Consider the following 18463-nt stretch of genomic DNA (forward strand, 5'->3'; position numbering starts at 1 on the left):
AAGAGATTTTGATTTAATGGATGGTGGCAATCCGATGAAACCTGTGAAGTCTATGGAGGAGAAATGTAACCTGAGTATTATAAAGGCGTACATGGAGTAGAGTGCAGGCTTTCAGATTTGCAGGAAACAAAAAAGGACTGAGTGAGGTGGGTTTCCTCACTCAGTTTTTCGTTATTGTACAGGAAACTATAAAATAGTTAACTTGTGTAAAACATTGCTCTAATAAATTTTTTAAATGAATGAGGGACTTGGAGTACTATGAGACAAGCAAGAAAAGACTCAAGTGAATCATTCAACACTTGGGGCGGGTTTATCGCGTTAGCGATTTTGTTGTTTATGGGAAGTAAGCGGTCATGAAAGCCGTTATCTGTGAACATTGCTAGCGTTTTGGAACGTTGCTGGACACAGGAGCCGTTAATCATAATATATCGCTAGGAATAGAGTTGCTTTTGCGTGAATAAGCGCTCCTGTGGCCGCTAAAAAACGGAAACCCGTATAGTGTTCACAAATAACGGCTGCTCTGACCGCAAAAATGAGACAAATGAGAAAGCATAAAAATTTTGGTATAGCAGTGAAGCTTTAAAAAGGTAGGAACAACCTTTACGAAAATAGCCTAAAAAATTTCTGAATCGAAAAGATTCCGGTTCAGAATTACACTTGTCCGCATATATCTTAAATAGCGATATGATGGAGGACATGTAGATGAAGCGAATTCAATTTTTAAATGATGTAACATTATTTATGTTGTTAGCGATTATTTTGATCGTATTATATTCAGCTTCTCCTATTTCAATTGGAAGCGAATATGTACCAGCATCCATTTTGATGATGAGCTCATTGGCGTTAAGTCTATTTTTTGAGGCGATTCCTTTTTTGCTAGCGGGTGTTGTCATTTCAGGGGTAATTCAAGTGTTTGTTTCCGAACAACAAATGAAAAAAATGTTACCGAAACATCCTATTCTTGCGGTGATAACAGGCTGTTCCTTAGGTGCTTTGTTTCCAGCTTGTGAATGTGGAATCGTGCCGATCGTTCGTAGGCTGTTAATGAAAGGGGTCCCTTTGTATGCGGCGGTCGCCTTTATGCTGACCGGGCCACTCATTAATCCTCTTGTCGCTTTATCCACGTATATGGCATTTGGTCAAGATGTGACGATGATGCTCATGCGATTTTCTTTAGGATTTCTTGCTGCATTTATAGTAGCACTCATTGTGTACTCTGTATTTAAGCATCGCTTAGAGTTAAAGCATACAACGGAAACATTACAGCCGTTCATACAACAGCAACGCCCTCCTTTTTCGAAAAGACTCTCCTATATGGGCACACATGCGATTGAAGAATTTTTTGAAATGAGTAAGTTCTTTATTGTCGGGGCTATATTAGCAGCAAGTGTTCAAACATATTTATCTAGTTCTTCATTGTTCGCCTTTGGAGATAATGTGATGATGTCGACGATGATGATGATGATTTTAGCGTATCTTCTTTCCTTATGTTCTGAAGCAGATGCCTTTATTGCGGCTTCCTTTACTCAATTTGTCCCAACCGAAAGTTTACTTGCTTTTTTACTTTATGGACCGATGTTTGATTTAAAGAATACATGGATGCTTGGAGCCGTCTTCTCATTTCGATTTGTTTTTTGTTTGTTTGTTTCCATCACAGCAGTCGTTTATGGTCTAACATTGGCTGTTTATTTTTTATAAGGAGTGTTGAGTGTGACCTTTCATCCAGAACGTCTACTAAGAGCCTTGTTATTAGGATTGCTTTCGGCCGTTATATTTTATTTAGTTGCTACGGGAAAACTCCAACAATTTATTCACTCTGAATATATTATTTTAACAAAGGCAGCCTCTCTATTATTTTTAATATTTTTCTTTTTGCAAGTTAAAACGATTTGGACAAAAAATGGAGCCGACGATCATGATGAAATGTGTTCTTATTTCGGCTGTAACCACGAAAAAGGTGAGGTTCTATCGTTTCCTTCTTTATTTTCTTACGGCATTTTGGTCGTTATTATTTGTGCGAGTTTATTTTTGCCCATTCAAACTTTGGATCATTCGGTTGCGATGAATCGAACGATGGTTCCAGACTTACAAGGGAATGTGGTGAAAGCTTCTCCTCACCAACAGAAAGAACTGGTATTAACAAATGAAAATTTTTCTGAAAAGGCAGCTGATATTACATTTAATCCGACACAATACCATGGAGCAACGATTACATTAACAGGGATGTTACATAAAGCAGAAGGATTAGAAAGACATCAATATATTATTTCAAGGTTTCATGTAACACATTGCATAGCCGATGCGAAGGTCATTCAATTTATCGTTCATTTTCCAGAATTGCCGCATATCCATGGGGAAGACCCGTGGATTGAAATGAAAGGGGAACTTGCTTATCTTCAAACAGAAGATGGATTGACACCTTATATTAAAGTGAATTCTTGGTCGAAAGTTGAAGTGCCTGAAAATCCATATGTAAAATAATCAATCAAGGCGGTCATCTTTATTCCTATGCTATAATAGAAGAATCTTCTTACAAGAGGGTATGGAGGTGGACGTGTGGATCCGTTAGATGTGTTAATGAATAAAGATAAAGTATTGCCGTATTTTCAACCGATTATTAGTGCTGATAAACAAGAAGTTGTCGGATATGAAGTATTGGCTAGAATCATGACGACTCAAGGTGTGAAAAGTTTAGGCTGGTTTTTTCATGATGAATCAATTCCTTATGAATATCAGGAAGAGATTGAAGACCATATCCAAACATTAGCATTAGAGTATTATATAAAACATGACCTAGACCAATTTCTTTGTTTAAATATAAATATTCAATCCTTGTTGAAAGATGATGGTGAGCGTCTTTTTACAAAATTACGAGCATATGAATCAAAAGGGCTTTCTTTTGAAAAAATTGTGTTGGAAATTCAAGAAAGTGATTACGTTGAAAATTATAACCATATTAAACATCTGCTCGTGTACATACAAAACACAGGCGTTCGCATTTCAATTGGTGGGATTGATAACGCCACGACGAATTTAGAAAGAATGGCTGTGTTAAAACCGAGTATTGTAAAAGTCAATGTTGGATTTATTGAAGGAGATGCGTTTCCTGAGTTATATCGTGATGTGTTACATTCGTTATCTTCTTTAACTCGAAAGTTAGGAGCAACATTGCTCTTTGAAAAAATTGATAATTATCAAAAATTAAATTTCGCTTGGAAAAATGGTGGGAGATACTATCAAGGCTATTATTTAAGCGTGCCGAAAGCGGAATTTGTAGAAGCTGATTTTTGCAAGGATTCGATTCGCAAGGAATTTCATCATTTTATAAAATATGAGAGGAAAAAAATCGAATCGCAATTATCCTTAACAGAAACAGTCGGACTACGCTTAAAAGCGACGTTAAAAGCAGTGAAATCTTATGAAGATTTTGATGCAGCTGTATTATCGATTGCGAACTCATTAACAGACTTAACATTTCGGGTGTACATTTGCGACCATGATGGTTTTCAACAATCTTCAAATGCTGTGAGAACTGAAAGTGGGGATTGGACGTTAGAAAAGGAAAGTCGTTCAAAAAATTGGAGCTGGAGACCTTATTTTTTAGAAAATATCGTCAGAATGAACTATGAAAAAAAAGGATTATTGTCTGACTTATATACGGATATTGAAAAAGACGAGATGATCCGAACCTACTCGTATCCAATTGGCGAACAATTATTTTTATTTATTGATATTCCTTACTCTTATCTTTATGAAAAAGACGGTTTACTGTAATGATAGAAAGGTGTGTATCAAAGGTATGATACCACCTTCTTTATTTTGGTAAGATTTCCGATTACTTATTCTAGAATTTTATCTTTAAACGAGGTATGATTAATCCGTCTGTTTTCACAGAAGGGAGCACGAATACGTGAAACAATGGAAAACATTAAGCCCAGTTATGGCTTATTTATTTTTTGCTTATGCAACATTAATGATTATTACGAGTTATATGCCTGTTTATTACCAATCACAAGGACTCACTGCTGCCCAAATCGGATGGTTGTTAGCGATTGGACCTTTCGCATCCATATTTGCACAACCGATTTGGGGATTTTTAAGTGATAAATATAAAACGATAAAAAACGTATTGTTAGTTGCGATTATTGGAGCGGTTTTGATTTCTTTTATTTTGTTCCAAATGAGTAGTTTTATAGGATTTCTCGTGTTGGTCTTTTTCTTATTTTTATTTGTTCCTCCACTAACCGCACTCGGGGATAGTTTGGCCCAAAAAACATCGGCACAGCATAATGTTAGTTTTGGGCAGCTACGAATGTGGGGTTCGATCGGTTTTGGGGTTTGTTCATTAGCGATAGGGTATTTACTGTCCATTATCGGGATTGGTTATTTAATGTATCCATTTTGGTTTTTAGCGGCGATTTTATTTATTACTGCTTTGTTTTTAAAAGATGTAAAAACAACAAATAAACCAGTGACATTACTTGGGGCGTTAAAACTTCGAAAAAACAAAAGGCTCTTATTTTTCTTAACGGTTATTATGCTTGTATCGATCGGTCATCGAACAAATGATAGTTTCCTTGGGATTTATATTACAAGTTTAGGAGGAGATGAATCCCTCATTGGATGGGCCTGGTTTGCCGGTGTTGCCACAGAAACGGTAATATTAGCAACAAGTGCACTCTGGTTTCGACGATTTCAAGCGATTACGTTTATTACAATTGCGGCGGGGTTATATACGATACGCTGGATTTTAATGGGGCAATTAACAGAACCAAGTCATATTCTTTGGTTTCAGCTTTTCCATGGAATTACTTTTGGTGTCTTTTATTTATGTGCGTTTCAATATGTAACAAAACTAATACCAGAGGAATTACAAGCAACAGGTCATGTCTTATTTATTACGATCTTCTTTGGTGTTTCAGGAATCATTGGCTCACTATTTGGGGGTTGGGTCATTGAATCCTATAGCCATTCTTTATTGTACTATTGTTTAGGTGGAACATCCTTTATCGGCATGGCGGGTTTAATCGTTTATAAAGTGTTGATTGATAAAAAAGATAAAGAAATAAAAGCTCAAACAGAAGCTGCAATGTAATAAAAACGTCTTTGAGGAACGATTTCTCAAAGGCGTTTTTATGCGCGTTTGCGGAAAAAATGTGGAAGTGAAATTCCTTCTTAAAAATTTAAGTTTTGGAGGTTGTGAAAAAGTGAGATGGACAGAACTAATGTTAGTAAGGAACCTGTGGATGTCAATGTAATTATTTTTCTGTTACTCTGATTTTTCTCAGGCTTAGCAAATTCTTGAATTGCCAAAAACCATACAACAAAAGTGATTATGGAAATAATCCCAATAGACATAGTAGTATCTCCTTCCATACAGTATAATTTTTCCAATCTTTATTATATAGTAACATAAACTTTCATAAGTTTCTTGTATTTAAAAATTAAAAAGGGAAAGTTTACAGTCTCCAACTAAAAAAAAGCATACCCTCCATACCGGTAGCGGATTCAAGCGACAGTTCCAAAAATCTTTAAAGCTACTATTAGTTTTTGTTCTTTTACGAGGAAAATCATGTATAATATGGGTGTATACAGTAGAGGAGGAATTATGTTGCTACATAAAGAAAATGCGTTACACGTTCAACCAATTCAACAAGGAGAACGAATCCATCTTCTTGATTCTATTCGGGGTGTGGCCTTATTTGGCATATTATTAGCGAATATGTTGTTTTACCAAGAGCCGAAGTTTATTTCTTTTGGACTGAGTCCGAATGAGTGGACCGAAAGTTATAATGTTGCAGCGTCTTGGTTTCTTGATTTATTTGTTGTTGGGAAATTTTACCCTATGTTTTCAATCTTATTTGGGATTGGATTTGCTATATTCTTGAAAAAAGCGTTTGAAAAAGGAGTAAAGGCAAAAGGATTATTTGCAAAAAGACTAACGATTTTGCTTTTGTTTGGCTTTATTCATCTTGTTTTCATTTGGTCAGGCGATATTTTAGTAAACTATGCGTTAGCAGGCTTTCTATTACTCTTGTTTTTTGATTTAAAACCGAAAACGGTGTTAAACTGGGCACGATGGTTATTTATTGGCTTTGCGGTATTAATTGGATTTTTCGGCATCATGAATGCAGCGTTATTAGAATATTTACCAGAAGAAATTGGCGTAACGACAGAAGTTATTCATGAAGCAAATGAAGTATTGCAAACAGGAACCTATGGAGAAGTTCTTGTATTTCGATTAGTAAATGAGCTTCCTGTTGTCATCTTAAATTTGATTTTAGCTGTGCCGATGATTTTACCGTTGTTTTTATTTGGATTATACGTTACAAAACGTATTGATATATTCCGAGTGCAGGACCACTTGGATTGGGTAAAATCAATCTGGAAAAAAAGCTTAGTATGGGGGATTGTCTTTACCATTCTTTTTGCTGTACATAAAGGTGAAGTGTTACCAATTCCGTCATTTTTATCTTTAGGGTTAGCAGAAATGTTTAGAAGCTTTTCAGGTTTGGCACTTTGTATTTTCTATATGACTTCGGTGACATTGCTTGTTCAAAAGCAAACATGGCAACCACTATTCCGTTTGTTTAGCTTTCCTGGGAAAATGGCGCTATCAAATTACTTGTTTCAATCGTTTATTTGTGTCACAATTTTCTATGGGTTTGGTTTCGGCTTATTTGCGAAAGTAGGCCCTGCGTTAAGCATCCTCTTTGCGATAATCATTTATGGACTTCAAATGGTTGTTAGCTATTATTGGCTAAAAACATTCCAATATGGTCCGTTTGAATGGTTATGGAGAACAGCGACATACAAAAAAAGACAACCGATGAAAGTAAAGGGGTGAACGAAGTGAACATTGTGGTTACGGAGAATGCGAAAGCTTATTTAGCAAAAACAGACTTTCAAAAACCGATACGTGTTGTTGCAAGAGATACGTACGAGTGAAGCACGATGATTGAGTATTTTCTCACTCTGGATGAGGCGAGAGCAGATGATAAAGTAATGAAAGTTGATGATTTTGTTTTTTTAGCTGATCAAAAAGCTGAAGACGAAATCGGTGATTATTTAAAAATTGATTTTGTAGATTCTCAAGGTCTTAAACTGATTAACCGTGCTCAAACGCTTGCTTATGCGCAAAAAGTTAGAGGTTAGTCGAATAAAAAAGCAATGAGCAACCACCTAACTTCATCATGGTGATGTGCCATTGCTTTTTTTCTTAATTAAGGTTGTTTTGTAACACCAAAAAATGTCCCCATTTGTTTCACGAGTGGTGCAGCTTGGTTCCATGTTTTAACAACTTGGTCGACAGTTTTTGTTGTTTTATTTATATCAAACTTTCCATTCTCACTCGTAAACGGGGCGAGAAATGGAGGAATCGGTTTTGATGGCATATTTCCTGGCCCATGAAAATAAGGATTTTGTTGATACGGCCCAAAAGGTCCTTGATTCATTCCTGGTCCTTGCATAAATGGATTTGGCCCCATTTGTGGAAACCCTTGTTGAGGTTGGGTTTGCTGTTGTGTTTGTTGTTGAGGCTGTGTCTGTGTTTGTTGTTGTGGTTGTTGTTGCTGTTGCTGTTGCGGCCCTTGCTGGAATTGTGCGTTATTCATTGGCCAGCCGGGTCCGTACATAGGGTATTGAGGAAAATGCATGTCAATCACTCCTTTACCTATTGTTAGTCAATTTTAATTGTCTTTCTTCGGTTAGGAAATCGGATTGTTAGGATACCATTTTCATATTTAGCTTTTGGATTTGTCGCTTGGAACGGTAATGCAATAATTCTTTCACTAATTTGTTCACTTTCATAATGAGAAACAACTTGACTTGAATCATCTTGCTCCTTGATAGATTCAACATGCTTCACTGCAATACGAACATGGTTTTGATGAATGTCTAACTTGATCTGTTCCTTTTTTACGCCTGGTAGCTCTGCTTCAATAATAAATTCAGTATCTGTCTCATACGTTTTAACAGGGAAAGTAGGTTGGAACATTCCATGGTTATGAAAATTTTTAAATGAGTGATGAAAAAAAGAATCAATCGATTTTAAAAAGTCACTATAAGATTGATGAAGTAAGTTCGGTAAATTTTTATCGTCTTTCATGCTAACTACCCTCCATAATTCCTCACATTTTTTATACTTCATCATATGTAGGCACTTAAATTTTGGAACGGGTAGACACCTAGATTTTTTTTGATAAAAGGACATTTCCAATAAATGTTTGTTTGCCAAGGGTAGATTAAAGGAGGAAACTTAAATGAGAGTGATTGATACACATTGTGATGCACTATTGAAGCTATGGGAGGATAGAAGGAGAGACTTCACCTCAAACGACATTGAAACGAATATCCATCGGTTACGAGAGGGGGATGTTTGGATTCAGTGCTTTGCGATATTTGTTGAACCAACGATAAAAAGTGACCAAAAGTTTCAAGTTGTTCTTGACCAAATTCAACTTTTCTTTGAGAAAGTCATAACACCAAATCCTCATATAAAACATATCAAATCATGGGAGGATATTTTGCAGTTAGAGGAAAATGAGATAGGTGCCATTCTTACATTAGAAGGGGTTGATCCCATTGGCGATGATTTGGAACGATTGAAGTTATTATACCACCTTGGAGTGATGTCAGTTGGTTTGACATGGAATCAGGCGAATTTATGTGCTGATGGGATTGGTGAACCAAGAGGAGCTGGATTAACAAGTTTAGGTAGGGAACTTATCTCATTAAACAATGAACATCGAATTTTGACCGATGTTTCTCATATTAGTGAAGCGGGATTTTGGGATGTTCTTGAAACGGCTCATTATCCGATTGCGACCCATTCGAATGCAAAATCATTATGCTCTCATCGTCGTAATTTAACGGATGAACAACTAAAGGCGATGATAAAAAAACAAGCCCCTATTGGTGTAGTGTTTCATCCATATTTTCTTGAAAATGAAGGATCAGCGACTATTGCGAGTATTGTAAACCATATAGAACATGTATGTTCCCTTGGTGGGAAACAACAAATTTGCTTCGGCTCTGATTTTGACGGCATTCCAAGTACAGTTTCTGGTCTGCATCATGCCGGCGACTATCAAAACCTCATTAATGAACTGTTAAAACATTTTACGGAAGAAGAAGTTAGAGGGTTTGCCTACCAAAACTTTTTAAACCATCTACCTTCTTAAAAAAAGTTATTTTTCTTTCTGTTTAGATGTTGGCCATTCTTTTTTATATAAATGAAATTCTTCATATGAAGGTGAAAAAAATGTTTTCTGTACACCCGAAACAATAATAAGTAAGCAGAAGACAATAACCGTTAGCATAATCGTCACTCCTTTTTAATAGTAAATGCAAAACAAAGCAGATGGTGACATCGTTTACAGGATAATCGAGCGAAGTAGTTCGATTATCCTTATTTGCTTTTCTTTTAAAAAGGTATAAAGAAGATTGACAATATTAAAGCGCGCTTTGTTAAAATAGAAGGAAGAAGACTCTTTAAAGGAGGTTCCATACTTGTATAAAAATGAAATTGAAATGATTCATACAAACGGGAAAAAAATAATCATTAAAGACATACCATTTGTCACAGAAGAAAAAGAAAAGTTTCATTTAAAATGGCAAGTGGAGAAGCTCATTGATGAAATCAATGGAAAGCAACGTCCTAATGACGTGTACTCGTTTAAAGAGGTTGATTGAAAATGAATATGCCTAAAGAATTGATTTATTTGAACAACATAACAGTAAAGAAACTAAACAAAGCAATTGTTTCAAATGTGACGTGGAAAGTAAAAAAAGGAGAAAACTGGGCAATACTTGGATTAAATGGTTCGGGTAAAACGTCAATATTAAAAGTTGTGACAGGTTATGAGTGGCCAGTAACCGGAAGTGTACATGTATTAGGGAATCGTTATGGCACGGTGAATGTCCAAGAAGTTCGTAAAAAGATAGGGTGGGTCAGTTCAGCATTAGATGAGAGGTTTTCTACGAGGCCGAATGATACAGCTTTTGAAGTTGTCCTAAGTGGAAAATTTGCGTCTGTTGGTGTTTATGAAATGATAAAAGCATCCGATATAAAAGACGTAGAGTTAACATTAGCATTATTTCAAATCGAAGCTTTATCAAACCAACCTTTCCGAACTTTGTCACAAGGAGAGCAAAAGAAAGTCATGTTAGCTAGAGCATGGATAGCAAACCCAAACTTGCTTATTCTTGATGAACCTTGTAATGGTCTTGATCTGTTTTCTCGGGAACAATTTTTAAATTCTATTCAAGCTGCTTCAAAAGAAAAAGCGGCACCAACAATGATTTATGTGACACACCACATTGATGAAATATTACCTTGTTTTACTCATTGTTTATTGCTAAAAGACGGGCAAATTTTTGCTCAAGGAAAAAAAGAAGAAATCATGATACCAGAATTGCTTTCTCAAGCGTTTAACTTAAAATTAACCATATCATGGGATAATGAGCGGGCTTGGATTAAGGTAATAAAATAAAAATTAAAAGTTTTAAGTTAAAAATAAGAAAAAAGGTTGTATAAATGTGACCTTATACATTAAACTAGTAATAAATAACTAGTTGGAAGAAAAAATTGAAGAGAGAATAGAGGGACTAACAATGTTTGAAGGGAACAACAGTAAAATACTACTTGAGAGCGGTACTAACGAACTAGAGATTATTATGTTTAATGTTGGGAATAGTACATTTGGAATTAATGTATTAAAAGTAAGGGAAATTATTCAACCACTACCAATTACGGAAACTCCGAATGGACATCCCTTTGTAGAAGGTGTTATTCGATTACGGGATGAAGTTATCCCTGTTGTGGATTTAGCGAAAGTATTACATTTCCCACCTTCAGCAGATGGAAGTACAGATAAATTTATTATTGCAGAATTAAATAAATTAAAAGTAGCATTTCACGTGCATAATGTTTCAAGAATTCATCGCATTTCTTGGGAACAAATTGAAAAGCCAAGTCATCTCTCTAAAGGAGAGCAAGCCCAAACGATTGGGATTGTGAAACTTGAAGGCGAAATGTCATTGCTCCTTGATTTTGAAAAAATTGTTGTAGATATTAATCCAGAAGCAGGCTTACAAACATCCCAATTATCTGTTCTTGGACCGCGAGAAAGGTCAACGAAGAAAATCATTGTGGCAGAAGATTCGGCGATTTTACGAAAATTATTACAAGATACTCTCCATGCTGCAGGATATGAAAATGTTCAGTTTTTTGAAAATGGCAAGTTAGCCTGGGAGCATTTAAGTGAGGTTGCGAAAGAAGAGACAGACATCACAGAACATGTTCATTTAATTATTTCTGATATTGAAATGCCACAAATGGATGGACATCATTTTACAAAATTAATTAAACAGCATCCAAAGCTTACTGAGGTTCCGGTCATTATCTTTTCTTCTATTATTAGTTCAGACTTACAACATAAAGGAGAAAGTGTGGGAGCTATTGCACAAGTAAGTAAGCCAGAAATCGTTGAGCTTGTGAACTATATTGATAAATATATCCTGTAACCTTTAGTATGTGGGCTGTCGAATAACGATCGACAGCCTTCCTTGTTTGTAATGGGACATGTGTTCCGCTATTTTATGAAAAAGGGTAGTTTGGAGAAAGCTATCGGACATATGTTCCTTTATATGCGGAAACAATGCGTGTTTGTCGCTGATTTTCCTGTAATAGCGGAACGGATGTCCGTTAAAAATTGAAAAAGACTCATTTTTACTCACATAGCGGAATAGATGTCCGCACCATTTAACCGGGAATAATATCCGCTAAAAACATGCCAGTATTTTTAATCATTTGGCATGTTTTTCTTGTCTTAAAAAAGGGTAAACCTTTATGTTGAGATAAAATTATTTCCTACTACATGATTTATAACAAAACTAGTGAAAATTTGACAAAATACGAAGACTTTCATTGTCGTTTAAGCATTGCGAGAATAGTTAATTTACACTAGAATAAAAAATAGAGTTTATTTTTGGTCAGCATTTGTGCTAACTAGAGAGAGGTGACCGTTATTGGATACAAAAGGAATAGTTAGCCAACTTCCAATTCATAACGATACGTCAAATATAGAAAAAATAGATGATAGAGTAACAAATTTTAAAATTGTTGGAATCGGAGCATCAGCAGGTAGTCTTGAAGTGTTAAATGAATTATTTGAAAATATAAATCCAATGAATGGACTAGCTTATATTATTGTTCAACATCTTTCTCCAAATTATAAGAGTCATATGAAAGATTTATTATCAAAAAAAACAAATATGAAGATTGTTCACACGACGGATCAAACAATTGTAGAGCCTAATCATATTTATTTAATTCCACCACAACACAATGTCACCTTTTATAATGGAGTATTAGAATTATCGGAATATACAACAGGGGTATCCATGAATTTTCCGATCGATCACTTTTTTACCTCTCTAGCAGAGGAGAAAGGGAGTGATGCTGTTGCGATCATTTTATCAGGCAAGGGCTGGGATGGAACAAAAGGAGTAGAATCGATATTTGAAGCAGGCGGTACGGTTATAATTCAAAGTGAAAAAACAGCCAAATTTAAAGACATGCCCCGTAATGCGCTCCAAACTGGTAAGGTTGACCATGTTTTCACTTCGAAAGAAATCGCAACGTTTATTAATGAAATCTCAACCGGGATGAAGCCAAGCGATTATATGAACTTTATCGACCAAAATATAGACGATATCTTAACACAAATTTTTGCTTTAATTAATAGAAAAAGCGGGGTTGATTTTTCTAGCTATAAGAAAGCAAGCATTCTTAGGCGTATAGAAAAAAGAGTGAATGTAAATAAATTAAATTTTAAAACATTACATGAATATAAAGAATATTTAATCGGAAATCCGTCTGAGATCGTTTCTTTGCAAAATGATTTATTAATAAATGTTACAGAGTTTTTTCGAGATAAAAAAGCGTTTGAAGTCATTGAACATAAAGTGATTCCAGAGATAGTCAATGAAAAAATCGCAAAAGGGGAACAAGAAATTCGGTTGTGGGTAGCAGGATGTTCAACCGGAGAAGAAGCCTATTCTTTAGCGATGTTGCTAGCAGAATACTTAGAAGACTTCCCTGAACCAATGGACTTTAAAATATTTGCTACGGATTTAGATAAAGAGGCGATAAAAAAAGCTTCTGAAGGCTCCTACATTCAACAATCGGTTATTGGTATAACGGAAGAACGGTTAAAGCGATTTTTTAGTGTAGAGAACAATTACTATAAAGTTCGCCATACAATTCGAGAAAAGATTATATTTGCCCCGCATAACATTGCCAAAGATTCTCCTTTTGTCAATTTAGATTTTATAAGCTGTCGAAATATGCTTATTTATTTTCAACCTGATTTACAAAAAAAGATATTATCGATGTTTCACTTTTCGCTCCAAACAAACGGCTATTTATTTCTGGGACCTAGTGAATCAGTGAACAATTTTACAAATTTATTTCATTCGGTAGATCCGAAATGGAAGTTATATAAAAATATCAATGGAAGAGAATCAAAAGCGACATCACTACGTCACCTTGAGTCAAAAAGAAGTGACATGAGAACGAGTGACCAGATGTATCAATCATATTTAGATAATCGTCCTTTTAAACGACTTGATGATGTTTATAAAATATTATTAGAACAATATATTCATCCGTTTATTATCGTGGATAATGAGAATAATGTCGTGATTTCAGGTGGGAATGTAACGCAATTTCTTCGGATTCCCCACGGGAGTATTACGTTTAATATATTAAAGTTACTTCCGACTCATCTATCGGTCGCCATTAATACAGCGTTAAAAAAGGTGAGGGAAACAAATGAAAAGGTATTGTATCCGAATTTAAAAATGCAAGATGGCCATGAAAGAATTCATTTAAGGGTCGAACCGTTTGGTGAAGAAAATCAGCATCTAACATTTATATGCTTTGAGGTTATAAATAATGACCAAAATGTAAAGAGCGATCTAGAAACGACTGGGTATGACTTAGACGATAATATTCAACAATTGATTATGGATTTAGAAAATGAATTGAGCTTTACAAAAGAACATCTACAAACAACCATTGAAGAGCTAGAAACATCTAATGAAGAATATCAATCTACGAATGAAGAGTTAATTGCAGCAAACGAAGAAATGCAAAGTTCTAACGAGGAACTTCAGTCTGTCAATGACGAATTATTAAATGTCAATGCCGAGCATGAAGAAAAAATTCAACAGTTAATTGATTTAAATAATGATATGGATAATTTACTCGTAAGTACAAATGTGGCGACTGTCTTTTTAGATGAAAATTTAAAAATTAAACGGTTTACACCACAAGTTACATTATTAATTAATTTGTTAGAAGTAGATATCGGTCGCCCGTTAGCTCATATCTCACATCATTTACAATATGACGATTTACTTCTTGATGCTGCAGAAGTCTTACGAAAGCATCATCGCTTACAAAAAGAAGTGAATAGTAAAGATGGTAAATGGTATAGTTTGCGCATTTACCCTTACCGAACACGGGAAAATTATATTAAAGGTGTTGTCATCACATTTGTTGATATTACAGATATAAAGAAAACGAATAATGACTTAATTCTTCGTTCCTTTGCATTAGAACAATCACCGGCTAGTATCGTCATTACAAACACTGGTGGCGAGATTGAATATGTAAATGCTCGATTTACAGAGCAACTCGGATATTCGAAACAAGAAGTTGTGGGCGCTCCTTTACATGACATTTTAAATAGCGGAGAAGGTCAAAAAGAATTTCAAAATTCTTGGGATACCGTCAGCTTAGGGAAAAAATGGTCTGGTGATTGCTTAGTGCAAAACAAAAAAGGTCAGCTAAGGTGGGAATCTGTTGTCTTCTTACCAATCATTAATAGTGATGATTCCATTACCCAATATTTAAGGGTAGCTGAAGATATAACAGACCGAAAAATCGCTGAAGATCTTTTGAGGAAATCTGAAATGTTATCGGCTTTAGGAGAACTTGCAGCTGGGATAGCGCATGAAATCAGAAATCCTTTAACCGCGTTAAAAGGGTTTATCCAGTTGATGCAGGCAGAAGGGGACTCAAACCAATCATATTTAGGCATAATGTTGTCTGAGTTCAATCGAATTGAATCGATTATCAATGAGTTGCTCGTATTAGCAAGACCGCATGTTGTAAAGTATGAAGATACGAACATTAACAGCGTCCTTCATGATGTCACGATGTTGCTTGAAACCCAAGCGATTATAAGCAATATTTCAATTCAAAGTAATTATGGTGAAAATCTGCCGACGATTCAATGTGTAGAAAAAGAAATAAAGCAAGTCGTCATCAACTTAATCAAAAATGCGATAGAAGCGATGACAAACGGTGGAACGATCTCCATTACAACAAGGGAAGAGGATCGCTTCGTCGTAATCGAAGTTCAGGATGAAGGAAAAGGGATTCCTAAAGACCGAATGGATAAAATCGGACAACCTTTTTATACAACAAAAGAAAAAGGCACTGGACTTGGCTTAATGGTTAGCTACCGTATTATTGAAAACCATAATGGTTTAATGCTGTTTGAAAGTGAAGAAAACAAAGGAAAAACAGTAACGCTCAAACTGCCAATCCAACAATAAGAAAAAGGAAACACCTTTGAGATATGACTCTCAAAGGTGTTCTTATGTTACATCTTCATTACTCTGCTCAACACCATTCTGTGAATTGCGTGCCTAACTTAAAAAAGCCTGTCGACTATCCGACAGACTGAATGGAAGATTCTACTCAGATTCTTCCTTATTCTTATTAAATATAGGGGTAATCGCGATTAAGTAATGGGAAATAGCTAGGATTTCATCTAAATGACGGTCAATGATCTCCAAGTAATCACTTTTTCCCACTTCAATTAAATCTGGTCTAAATATACTAATTAACTCTTGAATCGATTCCACTTTGTTTGGTATTTCTTCGACTCGACCTGACGCATTTGTAATCGAGAGTCGATTCATATCATTCATATTAATGTTCAGGATACTCGGGATGATGTCGCGTTTCATGTTGCTTGTATATTCATCAAAATTTGTCTGGTCTAATTGTTCTCGTAAACGATGAATCAATTGCATAATATGATGAATGTTTTCCGCTTTTTCAATACAGATTAGATGACAAGAATCATTGACCCACTTTGGATAAAGATCAAATAAGCTGAGTGGATTTTCTTTTGTTTTCATATTTGCTTCGAAAACAGCTGATTCCCTTTTCGTTAAAAGGTGAATCACTTTTTGTTGGCTTTCTGAATCAACAAGGTCAAGAAAGGAAGAAGTTGAAATCGGAAATCGTTCGGATGCTTCGTTTGACGCATCTTTAATAGTTAATTGCTTGTCCATAATAAAGTAAGGAACCGGATGATGCACAACTGCTTCGTTCAATAAAACCAACTCCATTTGTAATCTGAGCTATTCAATGACTTTCATTAAATATTGCTCGATAAATGGCTCTATATCCGTTACTTCTTTTGCGAGCACTGTTTGATTTGAGATGAACGGAGTAAAGTCATATTTTTCAATTAAGCGACTACCAACAATGACTTTTGGACGATGTGGCAAATGTTCTAGTGAATAAACATAGTCTTTTAATTTCGGTAAATGTAAAGGTAATGTAATCGATAGACCGATAACATCGGGGCGCCATTTTTTTGCATTAAAGATCGCATATTCTAGAGGAAGGTTAGGACCTAAATACTTTACATCCCAACCAGCCTCCTGAAAAAGGGAAGAAGCCATTTTTGCACCTAAATAATGTTCTTCACCTTCAACACAAAAAAACATCGCGCGTTTTTCACGATTTGTTAATGGGTGGCGATCAAAACTATATCTTGTCAAAACATAATCACATATGGAAGTGGCCAAATGTTCGTCAGCAACGCCTATTTCATTATTTTCCCACATATGACCAATATAAAACATCGCATCACGAAGAACGTAATCAAAAATAAAATAAGAGCTCATCCCATCATCAATTTGTTGTTGGATGAGTGACCAACTTGTGAAATGGTCCCCTTTTAAAAATTCCATCGCTAAATGTCTAGCATAATCATACAATGGGCTCACTCCTAAGCATCGTTGTCTTCACTATTATACTAGTAACAATCGTTGAATGAAATGAAAACCATCTGGTTAGATAAAATGTGACAAAATAAGTGTTTATTCTAGAATGCTTTATTTGTTACAGCCTCGAGCATCAACGGGCCAAGTGTCAATGTGCTCTCCGTTTTTGTGTACAAAATACGAGTCAAATAAATTAACGACAGGACAAGCATGGTTTGGAATAATTTCAACAGTGTCATTTAATTGTAGCGTGTGAGGAGACGAGAACGTGAGAATTCCATGTTCTTCAGAAAGTCGTTCAATTGTTAAGTCAGGGTGTTCCTTAATATAGCCAAATCCTTTTATACTTTCATTTCCATGAGCACCTCGTTCAGATGTTAAGGTCTTACTTCCACTATCAACAATGACTCGATTTGTTTTTGTAGATACGACGCTTGCCAATACCGTTAACGCACACTGTTCTACTGTTGCAACACCTAAACCGACTTGGACCATATCAAAAAATGCAGCATTGCCAGGACGAACTTCTGTAATACCTGCCATTGCACCAGATATTTGATACGTAGGGGTTGAGCCTACACTTCGGTGTAAAATTGGAATATTGGCTTGTTCACATAATAAAGCACTTTCCACTACTGCAGCTGCTTCTTGTTCTCCGATAAGAAGAAGTTCGTCAGTAGTTTTAGCTGCATAGGAGTGACCAGCATGTGTAAAGATGCCAGTTAAGCGCAGCTGTGAACAAGACGTTATAAACTTGGCTAAAGAAAGAGCTTCTTCACCAGGAGTCACACCGCAACGATGAAGACCACTATCGACTTTTATCCATACTTCGACCATTTGATTTGAACTTTGAAAAAACTCATTTATCATTTTTGCTTGTTCTATACTATCAATGGCTACTGTAATGTTCGCTTGCAATGTTAAATCAAGAAGTTTTTTTAGCTTTTTTGGAGCAGAAATGGGGTACGCAATAAAGATGTTTTCAATTCCTGCATCTGCCATCACTTCGGCTTCAGATAGTTTTGCTACGGTTATGCCAACAGCGCCGTGTTTTAGTTGGAGTTTAGCAATGTGAACAGATTTATGAGTTTTTATATGCGGTCGTAAAGCAATATGGTGTTGGAGCGAGAAGGCTTGCATCGCTTTTATATTTTGAGTTAATTTTCCGATATCAAGCAAAAGAGAAGGGGTATCTACTCGTAACATATCATGTCCTCCTTAGTTATTATTGGATAATGTAAGTATGACTGAGAATGAGTAGGTTGTAAATCACACAACTAAGTGTAAAAAGTCCTATTGTTTTAAGTGTAAACCTTTATTTATTGTGAGTAAGGTGCTATTATAAAGATAGAAGAGTTGATTTCGG

17 protein-coding genes are annotated in these 18463 nt (G+C 35.6%); 11 read left to right on the forward strand and 6 right to left on the reverse strand.

Annotated elements, in window-relative coordinates; genetic code table 11:
- Window positions 1-702: 702 nt before the first annotated feature.
- From T323_RS0104065 to T323_RS0104100, 6 genes are all read left to right on the forward strand, one after another.
- Window positions 703-1698, forward strand: coding sequence for a permease (locus tag T323_RS0104065; protein WP_026672129.1), 996 nt, complete (start codon window positions 703-705; stop codon window positions 1696-1698).
- Between the two features lie 12 nt (window positions 1699-1710).
- Complete coding sequence (locus tag T323_RS0104070; RefSeq protein ID WP_026672130.1) at window positions 1711-2481, forward strand: TIGR03943 family putative permease subunit; 771 nt, start codon at window positions 1711-1713, stop codon at window positions 2479-2481.
- Window positions 2482-2556: 75 nt separating this feature from the next.
- Window positions 2557-3774 (forward strand): EAL domain-containing protein, encoded by a 1218-nt coding sequence (locus T323_RS0104075; protein ID WP_026672131.1) that lies wholly within the window; start codon window positions 2557-2559, stop codon window positions 3772-3774.
- 136 nt (window positions 3775-3910) lie between these two features.
- Window positions 3911-5095, forward strand: a complete 1185-nt coding sequence (locus tag T323_RS0104080) for an MFS transporter (RefSeq protein WP_026672132.1) — start codon at window positions 3911-3913, stop codon at window positions 5093-5095.
- 516 nt (window positions 5096-5611) lie between these two features.
- A complete protein-coding gene (locus T323_RS0104090; protein ID WP_169737872.1) occupies window positions 5612-6847 on the forward strand; it encodes a DUF418 domain-containing protein in 1236 nt (411 codons plus the stop codon).
- A gap of 107 nt (window positions 6848-6954) precedes the next feature.
- Window positions 6955-7155 carry a hypothetical protein gene (locus T323_RS0104100; protein WP_026672135.1) on the forward strand — a complete coding sequence of 67 codons (201 nt, stop codon included), beginning with the start codon at window positions 6955-6957 and terminating at the stop codon, window positions 7153-7155.
- Window positions 7156-7223: 68 nt separating this feature from the next.
- Here T323_RS0104100 and T323_RS0104105 read toward each other — a convergent pair whose 3' ends face one another.
- Both T323_RS0104105 and T323_RS0104110 read right to left on the reverse strand, forming a co-directional pair.
- The gene (locus T323_RS0104105) at window positions 7224-7655 is read right to left on the reverse strand and encodes a YppG family protein (RefSeq protein ID WP_026672136.1); all 432 of its coding nucleotides are present in this window, start codon (window positions 7653-7655) and stop codon (window positions 7224-7226) included.
- Window positions 7656-7678: 23 nt separating this feature from the next.
- A complete protein-coding gene (locus T323_RS0104110; RefSeq protein ID WP_026672137.1) occupies window positions 7679-8107 on the reverse strand; it encodes an Hsp20/alpha crystallin family protein in 429 nt (142 codons plus the stop codon).
- Between the two features lie 154 nt (window positions 8108-8261).
- Between T323_RS0104110 and T323_RS0104115 the strand changes: the two genes are divergently transcribed.
- Complete coding sequence (locus T323_RS0104115; protein WP_026672138.1) at window positions 8262-9182, forward strand: dipeptidase; 921 nt, start codon at window positions 8262-8264, stop codon at window positions 9180-9182.
- A 6-nt stretch (window positions 9183-9188) separates the two neighbouring features.
- On the opposite strand, the gene T323_RS29495 is transcribed toward T323_RS0104115, so the two are convergent.
- Complete coding sequence (locus T323_RS29495) at window positions 9189-9320, reverse strand: hypothetical protein (RefSeq protein WP_281175706.1); 132 nt, start codon at window positions 9318-9320, stop codon at window positions 9189-9191.
- Window positions 9321-9510: 190 nt separating this feature from the next.
- Here T323_RS29495 and T323_RS0104125 point away from each other — a divergent pair, with 190 nt between their 5' ends.
- From T323_RS0104125 to T323_RS0104140, 4 genes are all read left to right on the forward strand, one after another.
- Window positions 9511-9693, forward strand: coding sequence for a DUF2535 family protein (locus T323_RS0104125; protein WP_026672139.1), 183 nt, complete (start codon window positions 9511-9513; stop codon window positions 9691-9693).
- 2 nt (window positions 9694-9695) lie between these two features.
- Window positions 9696-10493: an ABC transporter ATP-binding protein gene (locus tag T323_RS0104130; RefSeq protein WP_035177674.1), complete on the forward strand. Its 798-nt coding sequence runs from the start codon at window positions 9696-9698 to the stop codon at window positions 10491-10493.
- Window positions 10494-10614: 121 nt separating this feature from the next.
- Window positions 10615-11526, forward strand: a complete 912-nt coding sequence (locus tag T323_RS0104135) for a chemotaxis protein (protein ID WP_026672141.1) — start codon at window positions 10615-10617, stop codon at window positions 11524-11526.
- A 504-nt stretch (window positions 11527-12030) separates the two neighbouring features.
- Window positions 12031-15630, forward strand: coding sequence for a CheR family methyltransferase (locus T323_RS0104140; RefSeq protein WP_051556354.1), 3600 nt, complete (start codon window positions 12031-12033; stop codon window positions 15628-15630).
- Window positions 15631-15771: 141 nt separating this feature from the next.
- On the opposite strand, the gene T323_RS0104145 is transcribed toward T323_RS0104140, so the two are convergent.
- From T323_RS0104145 to T323_RS0104155, 3 genes are all read right to left on the reverse strand, one after another.
- Entirely contained in the window at window positions 15772-16419 is a 648-nt protein-coding gene (locus tag T323_RS0104145; RefSeq protein ID WP_026672143.1) for a hypothetical protein, read from the reverse strand.
- A gap of 27 nt (window positions 16420-16446) precedes the next feature.
- Window positions 16447-17091, reverse strand: a complete 645-nt coding sequence (locus tag T323_RS0104150; RefSeq protein ID WP_051556355.1) for a cobalamin B12-binding domain-containing protein — start codon at window positions 17089-17091, stop codon at window positions 16447-16449.
- Between the two features lie 117 nt (window positions 17092-17208).
- On the reverse strand, window positions 17209-18303 hold the full coding sequence (locus T323_RS0104155) for an alanine racemase (protein WP_026672145.1): 1095 nt from the start codon (window positions 18301-18303) through the stop codon (window positions 17209-17211).
- Window positions 18304-18463: the final 160 nt, after the last annotated feature.

The sequence above is a fragment of the Alkalihalobacillus bogoriensis ATCC BAA-922 genome (assembly GCF_000621445.1).
Taxonomy (GTDB): domain Bacteria; phylum Bacillota; class Bacilli; order Bacillales; family Bacillaceae_F; genus Bacillus_AO; species Bacillus_AO bogoriense.

Coding starts and splice junctions, on each gene's coding strand:
- T323_RS29495 (WP_281175706.1), bottom strand. CDS start 9,320: ATGCTAACGGTTATTGTCTTCTGCTTACTTATTATTGTTTCGGGTGTA.
- T323_RS0104135 (WP_026672141.1), top strand. CDS start 10,615: ATGTTTGAAGGGAACAACAGTAAAATACTACTTGAGAGCGGTACTAAC.
- T323_RS0104130 (WP_035177674.1), top strand. CDS start 9,696: ATGAATATGCCTAAAGAATTGATTTATTTGAACAACATAACAGTAAAG.
- T323_RS0104155 (WP_026672145.1), bottom strand. CDS start 18,303: ATGTTACGAGTAGATACCCCTTCTCTTTTGCTTGATATCGGAAAATTA.
- T323_RS0104100 (WP_026672135.1), top strand. CDS start 6,955: ATGATTGAGTATTTTCTCACTCTGGATGAGGCGAGAGCAGATGATAAA.
- T323_RS0104105 (WP_026672136.1), bottom strand. CDS start 7,655: ATGCATTTTCCTCAATACCCTATGTACGGACCCGGCTGGCCAATGAAT.
- T323_RS0104110 (WP_026672137.1), bottom strand. CDS start 8,107: ATGAAAGACGATAAAAATTTACCGAACTTACTTCATCAATCTTATAGT.
- T323_RS0104065 (WP_026672129.1), top strand. CDS start 703: ATGAAGCGAATTCAATTTTTAAATGATGTAACATTATTTATGTTGTTA.
- T323_RS0104115 (WP_026672138.1), top strand. CDS start 8,262: ATGAGAGTGATTGATACACATTGTGATGCACTATTGAAGCTATGGGAG.